Annotated in this window: 10 protein-coding genes; 2 read left to right on the forward strand and 8 right to left on the reverse strand. The window is 44.4% G+C overall.

What is annotated here, in order from left to right; all coding sequences use genetic code 11:
• Position 1: 1 nt before the first annotated feature.
• The 4 genes from rsmA to lptD form a co-directional block, all read right to left on the reverse strand.
• Positions 2-817, reverse strand: coding sequence for a 16S rRNA (adenine(1518)-N(6)/adenine(1519)-N(6))-dimethyltransferase RsmA (gene rsmA, locus Xhom_RS06480; RefSeq protein ID WP_069317913.1), 816 nt, complete (start codon positions 815-817; stop codon positions 2-4).
• Positions 810-1,802 (reverse strand): 4-hydroxythreonine-4-phosphate dehydrogenase PdxA, encoded by a 993-nt coding sequence (gene pdxA, locus Xhom_RS06485; RefSeq protein ID WP_198148724.1) that lies wholly within the window; start codon positions 1,800-1,802, stop codon positions 810-812. Before pdxA ends, rsmA begins: the two co-directional genes overlap by 8 nt.
• The gene (gene surA / locus Xhom_RS06490) at positions 1,789-3,093 is read right to left on the reverse strand and encodes a peptidylprolyl isomerase SurA (RefSeq protein ID WP_069317915.1); all 1,305 of its coding nucleotides are present in this window, start codon (positions 3,091-3,093) and stop codon (positions 1,789-1,791) included. Before surA ends, pdxA begins: the two co-directional genes overlap by 14 nt.
• 64 nt (positions 3,094-3,157) lie before the next feature.
• Positions 3,158-5,515, reverse strand: a complete 2,358-nt coding sequence (gene lptD / locus Xhom_RS06495; RefSeq protein WP_069317916.1) for an LPS assembly protein LptD — start codon at positions 5,513-5,515, stop codon at positions 3,158-3,160.
• A 246-nt stretch (positions 5,516-5,761) separates the two neighbouring features.
• Here lptD and djlA point away from each other — a divergent pair, with 246 nt between their 5' ends.
• Complete coding sequence (gene djlA / locus Xhom_RS06500) at positions 5,762-6,571, forward strand: co-chaperone DjlA (protein ID WP_069317917.1); 810 nt, start codon at positions 5,762-5,764, stop codon at positions 6,569-6,571.
• A gap of 44 nt (positions 6,572-6,615) precedes the next feature.
• Here djlA and rluA read toward each other — a convergent pair whose 3' ends face one another.
• From rluA to Xhom_RS06515, 3 genes are all read right to left on the reverse strand, one after another.
• Complete coding sequence (gene rluA / locus Xhom_RS06505; protein WP_069317918.1) at positions 6,616-7,269, reverse strand: bifunctional tRNA pseudouridine(32) synthase/23S rRNA pseudouridine(746) synthase RluA; 654 nt, start codon at positions 7,267-7,269, stop codon at positions 6,616-6,618.
• Between the two features lie 211 nt (positions 7,270-7,480).
• Complete coding sequence (rapA, locus tag Xhom_RS06510; RefSeq protein WP_069317919.1) at positions 7,481-10,390, reverse strand: RNA polymerase-associated protein RapA; 2,910 nt, start codon at positions 10,388-10,390, stop codon at positions 7,481-7,483.
• 219 nt (positions 10,391-10,609) lie between these two features.
• Positions 10,610-12,958, reverse strand: a complete 2,349-nt coding sequence (locus tag Xhom_RS06515) for a DNA polymerase II (RefSeq protein ID WP_069317920.1) — start codon at positions 12,956-12,958, stop codon at positions 10,610-10,612.
• 271 nt (positions 12,959-13,229) lie between these two features.
• Between Xhom_RS06515 and Xhom_RS06520 the strand changes: the two genes are divergently transcribed.
• Positions 13,230-14,639 (forward strand): DUF6880 family protein, encoded by a 1,410-nt coding sequence (locus tag Xhom_RS06520; protein ID WP_069317921.1) that lies wholly within the window; start codon positions 13,230-13,232, stop codon positions 14,637-14,639.
• 116 nt (positions 14,640-14,755) lie between these two features.
• Here Xhom_RS06520 and Xhom_RS06525 read toward each other — a convergent pair whose 3' ends face one another.
• Positions 14,756-15,211 (reverse strand): GNAT family N-acetyltransferase, encoded by a 456-nt coding sequence (locus Xhom_RS06525; protein ID WP_069317922.1) that lies wholly within the window; start codon positions 15,209-15,211, stop codon positions 14,756-14,758.
• Positions 15,212-15,277 lie beyond the last annotated feature (66 nt).

Raw genomic sequence — 15,277 nt, forward strand, 5'->3', positions numbered from 1 at the left:
TTCAGGCAATGTCAGACTGAGACGATAACCAGTTTGCCATCTTACAATATTGTTCGACAGAGATATTTTCAGCCCGCGTGCTTGGATCGATGCCCAGTTCAGTTAACTGTTCAATGGAAAAAATATTTCCGAGGCTGTTGCGGATAGTTTTTCTCCGCTGGTTAAATGCTTGAGTTGTGATCCGGGCTAACATACGGATGTCCTGAACCGGATAAGGCATATTTTTGTGTGGGATCAAACGTACTACCGCTGAATCCACTTTCGGTGCTGGCGTAAATGAGGTAGGCGGTACTTCAAGAACAGGGATGACCTGACAGTAGTATTGTGCCATTACACTTAAACGCCCGTAGGTTTTATTGCCAGGCCCCGCGACAAGACGATTAACGACTTCTTTTTGCAACATAAAACTCATATCAGCGATAGCATCAGTATAGCTGAAAAGATGAAACATCAACGGCGTAGAGATGTTATAAGGTAAATTACCAAATACACGCAGGGATTGCCCACGCTCTTTGGCAATCTGACCAAAATCAACCGTCATTGCATCTTGCTGAATAATGGTTAGCTTATCTTTCAGCTTCGGATGAACGTGCAGACGAGCCGCCAGATCACGGTCAAGTTCGACAACGGTCATTTTATCCATGCGCTCACCAACAGGTTCTGTCAGAGCACCCAGACCCGGGCCAATTTCCACGACAGCCTGACCGACCTGTGGGTTCATCGCATCGACGATGCTATCAATAATAAACTGATCGGTTAAAAAGTTTTGCCCGAAACGTTTACGGGCATGATGCCCTTGGTGGACTTTATTATTCATTACTATTTTGTATCATTTTAATTGCTAGATTTAATGCGGTAATAAAACTACCCACATCTGCTTGACCTGTCCCCGCTAGCTCCAATGCTGTGCCATGATCGACAGACGTTCGAATAAATGGCAGACCTAGCGTGATATTCACTGCCCTGCCAAAACCTTGGTATTTTAGCACGGGTAGCCCCTGATCGTGATACATCGCAAGCACGGCATCGGCATTGTCTAAATACTTGGGCTGGAACAACGTATCAGCAGGCAATGGCCCTTCCAACCATATTCCTTCCGCTCTCAGGCTATCCAGTGCTGGAATGATTACGTCTATTTCTTCGCGCCCCATATGCCCACCTTCACCGGCATGAGGATTCAGGCCACAAACATAAATGTGGGGGCGATGGATACCAAATTGGGTTTTCAGATCATGGTTAAGGATGGTGACAACTTCCCGCAAGGAATCAAACGTAATTGCTTTGGGGACGTCCAGAATAGGCAAGTGCGTTGTTGCTAGCGCGACTCGTAGCTCTTCTGTTGCCAGCATCATAACGACTCTTGAGCATTGGCTGTGGTCTGCAAAAAACTCAGTATGTCCGGTAAAAGGTACTCCGGCATCATTAATGACGCCCTTATTTACAGGGCCTGTCACTAGCGCTGAAAACTCTCCATTTATGCAACCATCGCAGGCTTTCGCCAGTGTGTCCGTGACATAAGTACCGTTTTTTCGGTTCAACTCACCTGCTATGGCAGGAGCTTGGAGATAAACGGGCAGGATACTCAGGGTTCCCGCAGTCTGTGATGGGAGAATATGCTCGGGAGAATAAGTTTGCAGTTGCAGGGGCAAATTCAGTTGCTTGGCTCGTGAAAGCATCAGCTCAGGATCGGCACAGACAACTAATTGGACAGGCCACTCTTTTTGGGCGAGGGCAATGACTAAATCAGGACCAACCCCGGCTGGTTCGCCGGGGGTGATAATGATGGGCTTATTGTTGTGCATCGCTACCATCTAAAATTTTCACATAAGCGGAAGCACGTAATTCCTGCATCCAGCTTTGTGCCTCTTCATTGAACTTACGGTTAAACAGAAGACGGTAGGCTTGATCTTTCTGTGCTACATCAGTTCTATCGACTTTACGGCTATCAAGTAGTTGGATTAAATGCCAGCCGAAAGAGGAATGAACAGGTTGGCTAATTTCGCCTTTTTTCAGCTTCGTTAGCGCATCCCGGAAAGCCGGATCATAAGCACTCGGCAAGTTCCAGCCTAACTCTCCACCACGCATGGCTGAACCAGGATCGTCAGAATGTTCTTTTGCAGCTTCTTCGAATTTGGTTTTGCCATTTAAGATTTCTTCTCTGAGTTTCATCAACGTGCTGCGAGCTTCTTCGTCGCTCATAACAGGTGTTGTTTTCAATAGAATATGGCGGGCATTCACTTCAGTCAACGCAACCGACATATTGCCACCACGGGTATCATTTAATTTCAGAATGTGAAAACCGACACCGGAGCGAATTGGGCCAATAATTTGTCCTTTGTGCGCATCCTGAAGTTGCTCAGCAAACAAGGATGGCAGCTCCTGTAGTTTGCTCCAGCCCATGTTGCCGCCTTTCAGGGCTTGAGTATCCCCAGAATAGGCGATAGCCAGTTTAGCGAATTCTGTACCACTCTTGAGTTCAGACAAAATCTTTTTGGCTGTCATTTCGGCCTTTTCTACCTGACCCTGATTTGGATTTTCTGGCAGAGGGATCAAGATATGGCTGATATTTAACTCCGTACTCTGATTATTCTGGCTGCTGAGCTGATTTGCCAGAGAATCAATTTCCTGTGGCAGTATACTAATACGACGTCGTACTTCATTGTTGCGTACTTCCGCAATGGTCATTTCCTTGCGGATCTGATTACGGTAAGTCTCAAAATTAATACCATCGGCAGTCAGATTTTGTTTCAATTGAACCAAGCTCAAATGGTTTTGAGCTGCGATATTTTCGATAGCTGAATCCAAGGCCTGATCAGGGATAGTAATCTGCATACGCTTTGCCATTTGCAGAATGATGTCATCCATAATCAAGCGCTCAAGGATCTGGTGATGCAATGCTTTTTCATCAGGTATTTGCTGGCCTGCATGTTTTGCATTGAGTTTAACGGATTGTAAGAGGCTGTTGACATCACTTTCCAGTACGACGTCATTATTAACGACAGCAGCCACTCTATTGATTTCCTGCGGTGCCGCCACGGCGACAGTATTTACTGAAAACATCAATCCGAGAACAAGCGATCTCCAGTTCTTCATACGTTTCCCATCATATCAATCCCGCCTTAGCGGGGTTATTGTGTTTACATTGCGTTTATCGGTATCAGAATGCACGCTGGTATGGAAGAATACCTTGCTGCAACATTTTCTGACTACCCAAACTGTGATTGTTACTTAAGCCACGAAGTTCAACATTGAATGACCATTTATTGTCATATTGACTGCTGCCGAACCTCCAGTTGACGATCTTGCGCTCATAACCCACATTGACCGCCCAGCAACAAGTGTTGTATTGAATACCTACCATTTGGTTTGCCGGCTGTTTCTCTTTGGTATCGTAGTAATACGCTCCCACAAAGGCCCAACGATCAGCCAACGGCCAGCTCGCCACCAGACCAACCTGTGAAATGCCTTGCTGATAAGCGGGTAAGCTCCCGAGCGTAGCCTGAATATAATCACGGTCGACAAAACGATAATTCAACTGCAACAGGCGATTAGCATCATGGCGGTATTCCATTACTGCATTGCCCATGGTCAGGCTGCCTACACGGTTATCATATTGCAGCCCGCCTTTGAGGCCCCAAGAATCATTGATTCTCCAATTGGCATCCCCGGCCCATGTCGCAGCACCTGTTCCCTTTTTATTTCTGACGATATCTTTACCGCTAAAATTAGGAATGGAATCATCGGTACGTGGACGTTCAAAGTAGTAGATTTGACCTACGGACAGACTAAAACGTTCAACTAAATCTTCATCATAAATGCGGGTAGTAACACCAGTAGTAAACTGATTGGCTGATGAAACACGGTCTAACCCACTGTAAAAGCGGTCACGGAACAGGCCGGTATAGTCAGCTCGCAATAAGGAAGAATCAAAATTGTTAATGTTACTTTGATCCTTATAAGGCACATAGAGATACTGAACGCGGGGTTCCAAAGTTTGAGTGTAATCCTTATTCAGGTACATGGAGCGTTCAAACACCATCTTAGCATCTGATTTAAATACTGGCAGGACACGATTTACTGACCTTTCCAATGAAGCTGTATCGGAATTGGTTTTGACTGCATCAGAAATATCCTGTTGGTAATGGGTAGCCATTAATTTAAATTCATTATTGATGCTGGCCCAACCATTGGAAAGAGGTAAGCTAACAGTTGGTTCCAGATGCCAGCGTGTTGCATCTGGCCACTGATTACCTACACTGGTGAATTTAGCTGCTTGAATATAGGTATGGAAATCAAATGGCCCTAAATCGTTTTTATAGTAATTCAGATCCAATTGCGGGGCTGCTCGGTAGGCTCTTCTTCTATCATTGATGGTAAAGATCTGGAACTGTTTGGTTGTTAGCGTGGCATTCCAGTTTGATTGGGCATAGCCAATACTGAATTTCTGGGTCGCATAGCTGTCAGTACTCGAACCATACTGAGAAGAGAAATCACTAAAATAGTTCGGGTCACTGATCTTGGTATAATCAACATTAAATCGCCAGGATTGATCCATCACGCCACTGTGGTTCCAGTAGAGTAACCAACGGCTGTTGCTATCCCGCTTAGGCCTGATATTGAGTCTTTTGTCTTCCGCATACAGGCGGTCACTACCAATCCAGTCCAGCGCAACTGTACCGGTACCTGCCTTGGTTAAATAACGAAACTCGTTATCCAGCTTCATGCCGCGCATCGTAATGAGATGCGGAGTAATCGTGGCATCATAATTGGGGGCAATATTCCAATAATACGGCAGCAGGAATTGGAAGCCATCTTTATTGGAAAAACTGGCATTCGGGATCAAGAAACCAGAACGGCGTTTATCACCAATCGGTAACTGCAAGTAAGGGCTGTAAAATACAGGAACATTGGCAATGCGGAAACGGGCATTCCAAATCTCAGCTACTTCTTCTTGACGGTCAAGGATGACTTCGGAGCCGACAACACTCCAGCTATCATTACCCGGCAAACAGGAGGTAAATAACCCGCTATTCATAATGGTATAGCGATTTTCATCACGCAGCATCATCTTAGCTGCGTTGCCGCGCCCCTGGCGACCAACCATTTGGTATTTACCTTGTTCAACGTCTGTATCTTTATTGTTCAGATTTGACCAGACGCGCGGCCCTTTCAAAATAATCTGAGGGTCATCATAGCTGACATTACCTGTTGCAGTGACAGTACGAACGGGCACTTTATCCTGTGTTTGTTCGAGTCGTACTTTATCCGCTGTCAGGGTTTTATTTCCCTGCTGGATATCAACATTGCCAATGAATTCAACCGCATTGGGATATTGGCCGTGAGTATCATCGGATTTAATGTGAATAGGTATTTTATTGGGATCGCCTGTGATGATCGGCTTATCATAGACAGGTACGCCCAGCATACATTGTGCTGCAAGGTCAGCGTGTGCCTGCTGACTATAAAGTGCTGCCCATACCATTGTGGCCAGCAGAGTGGGATAACATTTATTCATAGATATTTATGCGGTTCCGTCATCAGTGGCAACATGCCGGCGAACGCTCAGAGACTGATGCTGTTAATAAATATATCCTTTGTCTCTCAAGTTACTGCTCTGTTGGTCGCGCTATAACTTGGAATTTATTGGATATAAGCGTCAGAGTAAAGTTTAGCTTTGCTAATCTTGCTGTTAGGCACAGAGCTTAATGGATAGTATGATAATGCAAAATTGCGCTCAGGGCATTGGGGAATTGAAGACTATATGCAGTATTGGGGAAAATTATTCGGATTAATATTTGGTATCGCGTCTGGTGCTGGCTTTTGGGGGATAGTGATTGGCTTGTTGCTTGGTCATCTACTTGACAAAGTCAGAGCACGAAATCAGGGAGCTACCACTAAAGCGCCAACCAGACAGGCACTGTTTTTTCGTAGTACTTTTCAAGTCTTGGGACACTTAACCAAGGCGAAAGGTCGGGTAACTGAAACAGATATTCAACTCGCCAGCCAATTGATGGACAGAATGCAATTGCATGGTGGGGCACGGCTTTCCGCACAACAAGCGTTTCGTGAAGGTAAACAGCCCCAATTCCCTCTGCGTGAAACATTACGACAATTACGGCGTGCCTGTTTCGGCCGTTTCGATCTGGTTAGGATGTTTTTGGAAATTCAGTTACAAGCGGCATTTGCTGACGGTGAACTTCATCCCAATGAAAGAAAAGTTCTGTTCGTCATCGCCGAAGAATTAGGAATTTCCCGCGTTCAATTTGAACAATTCCTTGCCATGATGGAAGGGGGACGTCATTTTGGCGGCCAGTATCAGCAGCAAGGGCATTACCACGGTCATGGACAGCCACGTGCGACATTGGCGGATGCTTGTAAGGTGCTGGGTGTCAATGAACATGATGACGCCACAACCATTAAGCGGGCTTATCGAAAACTGATGAGTGAGCATCACCCGGATAAACTGGTGGCAAAAGGTTTACCACCAGAAATGATGGAACTTGCGAAACAAAAAGCGCAGTCCATTCAAGCTGCTTATGATTTGGTTAAAAAAGAAAAAGGTTTCAAATAACCTTTAGCCATTAGCCAAAATAGCATTTGCAAAAATAGCACTCATTAAAAATCAGCTTTGCATTCAAAATGCATGGGAGTGCCATAAGCCGGATGGGTAATGAATAGCTCTTGTGCATGTAATTGCAGGCGAGGTGCCAGTTCCCTTGCCTGCGTATGGGCATAGAATCGATCGCCCAAAATAGGATTACCGAGTGCCAGCATGTGTACACGGAGCTGATGAGAGCGTCCGGTGATGGGAGCTAGTCTGACGCGTGTTGCTTGGGCTTCATATTCCAGCACTTTATATTCAGTTTGTGCGGATTTTCCCGTTTCGAAGCAGACTTTCTGTTTTGGGCGATTAGGCCAATCGCAGATCAACGGTAAATCCACCAATCCTTTTTCCTGCTCCATTTTTCCCCACACTCGCGCGATATAGACTTTTTTCGGCTCGCGTTCACGGAATTGACGTTTCAACTCCCGTTCGGCGGCTTTATTCAGGGCAACGACCATAATACCGCTGGTGGCCATATCTAATCGATGTACTGACTCGGCGGCTGGGAATTCAGCTTGTATCCGCGTCATGATACTGTCCTTGTGATCCTCGGCTTTACCCGGCACAGAAAGTAATTCACTGGGTTTATTGACAACCATAATGTGCTCATCCTGATAAAGCACATGCAGCCAAGGATCAGTCGGGGGATTATAAGACTCCAGCATAGCGGCTCCCATTGCGTTGGAAAAATAATAGCATCGAAAAATAATTGAGTCGGAAAAATGACGGGGCGCATTCTATCAGCATATGGCTGACGGTGTGAGATTAATATGAGGAGCATAAAACTCAGGGGCATCTCGTGGAGATAACCCCTGAATTTACGACTGATTAGCGATAATTAGCTATTTATTGATAGCTATTCACATTAATTGCTATTTATTGGTGAGAAACGACCACCAAACGAATGGCATCCAGTCGCCAGTTAGCCTGATCAAGATTGAGCAGCAGATGCTTATGCTCAGATGCAATCGCTTCCAGTTCATCATCACGGATATTCGGATTAACCGCTCTCAGGGCTTCCAGACGTGACAACTCTGCTGACAGTGCTTCATCAGCCTCTTTCTTCGACTTCTCAATCAATTCACGTGCTTGCTCTTCAACCAAAGGCTCTGATTGTTGCAAAATAGCATGAATTTCTTTCTGCACCGCATTCACCAGCTTACTGGCATTGTGGCGATTGATGGCATTGAGCTGACGGTTGAAACTTTCAAACTCCACCTGAGGAGCCAGATTAGTCCCTTTCAGATCCAACAAGAGACGCAATGGTGTTGGTGGCAAGAAACGGGTCAATTGCAGGTGTTTCGGCGCTTGAGCTTCAACGACATAAATTAACTCGACCAACAGCGTACCGACTGGCAGTGCCTTGTTTTTCAGGATAGAAACTGCACAGCTTCCGGTATCCCCTGACAGGATCAAATCCAGGCCATTGCGAATGATGGGATGTTCCCAGCTCAGGAACTGAGTATCCTCGCGGGAGAGTGCTCTTTCACGGTCAAACGTAATGGAGCAGCCGTCTTTTGGCAATCCGGGGAAATCAGGTACCAGCATATGGTCGGATGGATGCAGGGCAATAATATTGTCACTGTGATCTTCCTGATTAATGCCGATGATATCGAACAGATTCAGGGCAAAACTCACCAAATCGGTATCGTTATCTTGCGCTGCAATCTTTTCAGCCAGTTGTTGACCTTGCTCGCCACCGTTGGAATTCATCTCCAGCAAACGGTCACGGCCTTGCTCCAATTGCTGTTTAAGTTGCTCATGATGTACGCGACATTCGGCAATAAACTCATTGAAGCCAGTTTGCTCATTCGGTTTGGCAAGGAAATTCAGCAGAACTTCATAGTATTTGTCATAGATGGGGCGGCCTGTTGGGCAGGTATGTTCAAAGGCATCCAGACTTTCGTGATACCAACGCAAGAGAATGGATTGCGCAGTATTTTCCAGATAAGGCACGCTGATCTTAATATCGCGGCTTTGACCGATACGGTCCAAACGGCCGATACGCTGTTCCAGCAAATCAGGGTTAAATGGCAAGTCAAACATGACAAGCTGATTAGCGAACTGGAAGTTACGTCCTTCAGAGCCAATTTCAGAACAAAGCAGCACTTGTGCCCCTTCTTCTTCGGAGGCGAAGTAAGCGGCGGCACGGTCGCGGTCCAGCAGGGATAAACCTTCGTGGAATACGGCACTGCGAATACCTTCGCGTTCACGCAGAACTTGTTCCAGTTGCAGAGCGGTTTCTGCTTTGGCGCAGATCACTAGCACTTTCTCGTCACGGTTTGCTGTCAAGAAACCCAGCAGCCATTCTACGCGGGGATCGAAGTTCCACCATGTGGCATTTTCCCCTTCGAACTCCTGATAGATCCGCTCTGGATAGAGCATATCTTTGGCGCGCGCTTCCACGGATTTTTTGGCCCCCATGATTTCAGAAACCTTGATTGCCGTTTGGTATTGAGCTGGCAATGGTAACTTGATTTCATGCAGTTCACGGTGTGGGAAGCCCTTAACACCACCACGGGTATTACGGAACAGCAGTCGGCTGGTACCGTGACGATCCATCAGCATGGCAATCAGTTCACGGCGAGCATTTTCGCTCTCTTCATCCTGATGACTGTTGGCGGCTTTCAGCAGCGGTTCAATATCCTGCTCGCTGATCAGTTCGACAATCAGATTTTGCTGTTCATCACTCAGGGTTTTACCGGACAGCAATAACGTGACGGCATCCGCAACGGGACGATAATTCTGCTGTTCATCAATGAATGCCTGATAATCGTGAAAACGATTTGGGTCTAGCAGGCGCAGACGGGCAAAGTGACTTTCTTGGCCTAACTGCTCAGGTGTCGCTGTCAGTAGCAGAACAGAAGGGATCTGCTCGGCTAATTGTTCGATAACCTGATATTCGCGACTTGGTGCTTTTTCGCTCCATTCCAGATGGTGAGCTTCATCCACCACCATCAAATCCCAACTCGCTTCCAGCAGAAGTTCAAAGCGTTGCTTATTGCGGCGCACAAAATCCAGAGAACAGATAACCAGTTGCTCTGTTTCAAATGGATTATCGCTGTCGTGAAGCGCTTCGGTATATCGGCCATCATCAAACAGCGAAAAGCGCAGATTGAATCGGCGCAGCATTTCTACTAACCATTGGTGTTGCAGACTATCAGGTACGATGATCAGCACACGCTCAGCCCGACCTGCCATCAATTGCTGATGAATAATCATGCCGGCTTCAATGGTTTTACCCAGACCAACTTCATCAGCCAGCAACACACGAGGTGCATGGCGTTTACCCACTTCATTGGCAATATGGAGCTGATGAGGGATTAAACTGGCACGGATGCCCCGCAGCCCACTTTCTGCCAGACCAAATTGTTCGCTCTGGTGTTTACGGGCGCGAAAACGCAGTGCAAAGCGATCCATGCGGTCAATTTGACCGGCAAACAGACGATCCTGCGGCTTATTAAACGTCAGTTTGCTATCCAGAAAAACTTCCCGCAGGCAGGTATTTTCTTCTTCAGTGTCCAGACGAGTACCGACGTAGATCAGCAGGCCATTATCTTGCTGAACGTCATCGATCTTGAGTTTCCAGCCCTCGTGACTGGTCACGGTATCACCCACATTAAACATCACTCGGGTAATGGGGGAGTCATTGCGTGCGTAAAGGCGGTTTTCTCCGCTGGCAGGGAAAAGCAACGTCACCATGCGCGCATCAAGCGCCACGACCGTTCCTAATCCAAGTTCGCTTTCTGTATCGCTTATCCAGCGTTGACCAAGAGTAAATGGCATAAATTTTGGCTCAGTTTTCTGTTAGACAATATTATTTATGGTTGCAGGATGGCTGCTTTTGTTGGATATCGATCATCATTGGTTATCGATAGGAATAGTTTTCAATAGCACTTTACAGCTCCCGTTTTTTAATAACGGGGGTCACAAAAGTACCGTTGCCCATTAGAGGGGCGATATGTTAATTGATGCTGAGCAAGTCGTCACCTGCAAAAATGTCCATTATTCAAAAGAGATGCTCATTTGCCCTGTTAGCAAGGTCATAAAATCGTCTTGAATAAATGGCAGAATCGCATCGGCAATCGGCATCAATTGCTTATTGATATAATGCTCATAATCTGGCGGAGAAGTCTGATTTTCTAACGGTTCGGGTCCGGATTGGGTGATTATGTAGTTGATCCAACCACCATTTTGGTATTGTAGTGGACGATTATGCTGTTGATTATATTCATCCGCTAAACGCGCAGCTTTGACATGGGGAGGAACATTGCGTTGATAATCAGATAACTTGCGACGCAGTCGTTTACGATAAACAAGACGGTCATCAAATTTACCTGCTTGTGTTTGGGCGATATACTCGCGGATGTAATTTTGATAGGGTTGCTGATGAAAAATCAGGCTATACAGCGTCTTCTGAAATATTTGTGCAAGTGGCGTCCAGTCAGTTCTCACCGTTTCCAATCCTTTGAAAATGACCTTATCACCACTTAATCCGGCATAGCGTTTTTTGCTGCCTTGTTCCGTACCTCGCACCGTTGGCATCAAAAAGCGCCGATAGTGCGTTTCAAATTCCAACTCAAGTGTGCTTGCAAGATTAAATTCAGTTTTGAGATGGTTTTTCCACCACTGGTTGACAAATTGTGTCAGAAAATGACCGATTTTACTGGCTTCTTCTTCAGAGTGAGGTTGTTTCAGCCAGACAAATGTTGAATCCGTATCGCCATAAATCACTTGATAGCCCTGTGATTCGATTAACTCACGGGTTTGGTGCATGATTTTGTGCCCACGCATCGTAATTGATGAGGTTAGGCGTGAATCAAAAAAGTGGCAGCCAGAAGCACCGAGCACACCATAAAACGCATTCATAATAATTTTCAGAGCTTGGGAAAGTGGTGCGTTTTGTTGCTTTTTAGCTTTGTCTCTTTCAAGCCAAATTTGAGTGACAATATCCGGCAGACAATGCTGTGTACGGGAGAAAAATGCCTGACGAAAACCGGGTATGGCGTGTTCACTGTCGGGATGCGCGAGTCCCTCGACCATCCCTACGGGGTCAATCAGAAACGTGCGGATAATGGACGGGTAGAGACTCTTATAATCCAGCACCAGCACAGAATCATATAGCCCGGGAAAAGAATCCATCACGAAACCGCCGGGACTACTATCATCAACATAAGTAGGCAAAACGGGCGCGACATAGCCAATACGGTGCATTCTCGGCATATAAAGATGAGTGAATGCTGCTACTGACCCTCCACTGCGATCTACGGCCAATCCGGTGACTGTGGCACGCTCTAATAAGAACGCCATCAAATCCACTTTCTCAAAAATACGGTTGACCAGAATACAGTCCTGCAAATTATAGCGGGCAAGGGCGGGTTTATCCTCCTGAAAACGGCGATTGATTTCATCCATCCGGTCATAAGGATTATCAAGGGCTTTTCCTTCTCCCAATAATTCCTGTGCCACATATTCAAGGCTGAATGAAGGGAAATTCCACGTTGCGGTTTTCAGCGCTTCAATACCGTCAATAATCAAACGGCCTTCAACCGAGGCAAAAAAGTGCCCCGGCTTAAAGCCGTGTTCACGCCATTCGAGCACACCATTATTGCGGCCGAATCTCAATGGCACGTTATAGCGTTCGGCATGGGTCTGTAGCACTCTTAAATCAAACTGAATCAGATTCCAACCAATAATGGCATCAGGGTCGTAGTGTGCCAGCCATTCATTGAGCTTTTCCAACATCAGTGGGCGGCTGGCGACATATTCCAGTTTGAAATTGAGATCCTGTCGGTTACCATTTTCAGGGCCTAACATAAATACGGTTTTCTCGCCGCATCCGGCTAAGCCAATGGAATATAGCTCCCCATTCTGGCTGGTTTCGATATCCAGCGACACCCATTTCAGATTAGGGCGATAAGTAGGATTGGGTTTCATCTGATAACTTCCATCCGGTTTTTGGTTAAACCAAACGGGCGCTGTAATAAAACGTTCCATCATAAATCGATCAGGTGGACGGATATCAGTTTCGTAAAGTGGGATACCTTGTTCTTTGAGCGTTTTTTCCAGGTGTTGTAATTGGCGATACTGCAAGCAATATAAAGCAATCACGGTTTGGCGATTGAAATCTTTCAATGGCAGCGGCTTTAATTCACAATTCCGCTCTTGGTCGATGAGATGCCTTACCTTTTGTAAACTATGCTGAGGGATAAAAGCCACTGCTTTTTGATAGGGAATGGTAATACGACGTGTACCCGTCTCCGCCGCTAACCAATACACTAATTCAATACCAGATGGGGTATCTTTCCAGTGGCGAGTGAGAATAAAACCTTGTTCAGCGTAATTTTCTTGCATGATCTTCTTGAATAGTATTTCTGCAACATTTTTGTTTTAAGGCCAAAAAAACATATGCCCAATGGATTTCAAGATGCAGCACCGTGACAAGGGAACGAATCGCCAGGAGCATAGCAATCTATGTGACTGGGGTGAGTGAGCGTAGCCAACAAAACGGCAACTTGAAAGACGACGGGTATATCAACATAGTGGCGAATAATGACCTTAATCATAGCAGTAATAATGGTTATTTATACAGTTATTTTTTGGAAAAGCCAGAACATGAGGTATCATGATGAAAAATGAATTGACAAAAAAACAATCTGAATTACTCGAGAGTTTTAATAAAGAAGAATTGCTTGAAATTATTCATGCATTAATCAGAAATAACCCTCTGGCTAAGACCACGCTTGTCAGTGGGTATCTGCTGGAACCGAAAGATATTCTGAAACTGATTGATAAAGAATATAAAAAACGTACCAAGAGCAAACGATTTTTTGATTATTACGAAACGGATATCTTTTTCAAAGAGCTGCATAACTATATGTCCGTACTTTTGGACCGGGTTATTTCGCTAGAGCCTGTTGAATCAGAAGCATTACTAGCCCATATGCTACAAGATTTTGAACGCTTGAGTGAAACCAAAGACACATCCAGTGGCGGTTGGCAGGATTATTATTACTACCTTGTCGAATCTTGGATTAAGGCATTATCTCTGCAAAAGGAGAGTGATAATGCCATACTGGCAAACAAGATTTTCAAATTTTTACAGGGCGAGTATTATTTTCCCATCTCTTTATTGGGTGATTATAAATCTGTTTTGGGCCTTGAAATCCTTCGTCAGGTAAGGGATCTCTTCTCTCAGCACGAAAAAGATTATGAAGCATTGGAATTGAGTTACGCCCTCAAAGATACTGATTTCTTTAAAATGTATCTTGAGAAGAAAAAAGAATTTTTATATCCCCAATATTATCTTGGCTATGCCGAATTGTTGATTGAAGATATCAGGTCGGATGAAGCTATTGTATTGCTGGAAAACCTCAAGAAAAAAGAAAAAAAACTGCCAACTGAATTCAGTAATATGATGATGGAGTTATTGATTAAAGCCAATCTTGAAGAAGGCAAAAAAGAAGAGGCTAAACAACATTGTATTGAGGCATTCAAGAATAACTATCACCATAAATTTTATGAGTTATATGCAAGTACTCTTGATAAGAGTGAACAAAATGATGCAATGACTTTGTTTTTGGATATAGCCAAGCAAGATAAGGAAAATGAATTATATTACTTATTATTTTTAATCTCTGTGGAAAGGTTTGATCTAATCAATAATTATGTTTTGAACTTGGGAAAAGATAGCGCCATAAAAATGACTGAGCTTCCGCCTAAAGTGATGAGGGATGCTTCACATTCACTGTATCAAAAAGATTTTCCTCTTGCTGCAACGCTCTTAAGGCGTGAACTTGTTGAAGATGTGCTTAGTCGTGCCGTGAGTAAATATTATAAGTACGCTGTTTCAGATCTTAAGAAAAGTTTGGATTATGGAGAAAAGATACAAAGTGCAGAAGGCATTGCTTCTAATCAAGCTTATTTGACCACCCTCTATGAGAACCATAAAAGAAAAAGCGCATTCTGGTCTTTAGTGGAAGAAAAAATTAAAGGTATTTCCATTGGAAAAGAGGGAATTGATTATGGTAATTAATCTGCTGGATTGTGAATAAATTCAAAATTGCCTTTTTCGATTGATGTGGATTGATAAGCGGGAGAGGCAGTTTTTTACCGAGCATGATATTCAATTCATTTATAACCTGATGAAAATTACCTTTCCACGATAATTTCAGCTAGCATTTCTTCATACTTTTCACAATAACCGGTTTCTATAAAACCAAAGCGTTGATAGAATAATTTGTGACGTTCGCTAGTTTCGTCATAACAAACAGAAATCTTGTAGCAATCAGTTTGTTGCTTCATTTCATCCAGTAATAATGTCATCGCAGTACTTCCAATACCCTGATTTTGGAACGATTTATCAATCATCATCCGATATAGATTATATTCATTGGGTTTTCCTTCACTCACACAACGCTCATACATTGCAAAACCGACTATCTCTTCACCAAAACAGATTACTCTCGGTTTACAATATTCATTAAAATGTGATTCGGCAATCGACTCTGAGTTTGGGGCGACGAAATTCTCTTGTCCAGGCTCAACTTCAAGAGACATTACATCTTTATAATTGTTCTTATCAACATCAATTAAATATACATTCATTATTAGCCTATTTGTTTTTTAAGATGTATTATTTTTAATCTATATAATTAAGGTGCGGAAGATACT

The organism is Xenorhabdus hominickii, assembly GCF_002632725.1.
GTDB lineage: Bacteria > Pseudomonadota > Gammaproteobacteria > Enterobacterales > Enterobacteriaceae > Xenorhabdus > Xenorhabdus hominickii.

Coding starts and splice junctions, on each gene's coding strand:
- rapA (WP_069317919.1), bottom strand. CDS start 10,390: ATGCCATTTACTCTTGGTCAACGCTGGATAAGCGATACAGAAAGCGAA.
- surA (WP_069317915.1), bottom strand. CDS start 3,093: ATGAAGAACTGGAGATCGCTTGTTCTCGGATTGATGTTTTCAGTAAAT.
- Xhom_RS06520 (WP_069317921.1), top strand. CDS start 13,230: ATGATGAAAAATGAATTGACAAAAAAACAATCTGAATTACTCGAGAGT.
- lptD (WP_069317916.1), bottom strand. CDS start 5,515: ATGAATAAATGTTATCCCACTCTGCTGGCCACAATGGTATGGGCAGCA.
- Xhom_RS06515 (WP_069317920.1), bottom strand. CDS start 12,958: ATGCAAGAAAATTACGCTGAACAAGGTTTTATTCTCACTCGCCACTGG.
- djlA (WP_069317917.1), top strand. CDS start 5,762: ATGCAGTATTGGGGAAAATTATTCGGATTAATATTTGGTATCGCGTCT.
- pdxA (WP_198148724.1), bottom strand. CDS start 1,802: ATGCACAACAATAAGCCCATCATTATCACCCCCGGCGAACCAGCCGGG.
- rluA (WP_069317918.1), bottom strand. CDS start 7,269: ATGCTGGAGTCTTATAATCCCCCGACTGATCCTTGGCTGCATGTGCTT.
- Xhom_RS06525 (WP_069317922.1), bottom strand. CDS start 15,211: ATGAATGTATATTTAATTGATGTTGATAAGAACAATTATAAAGATGTA.
- rsmA (WP_069317913.1), bottom strand. CDS start 817: ATGAATAATAAAGTCCACCAAGGGCATCATGCCCGTAAACGTTTCGGG.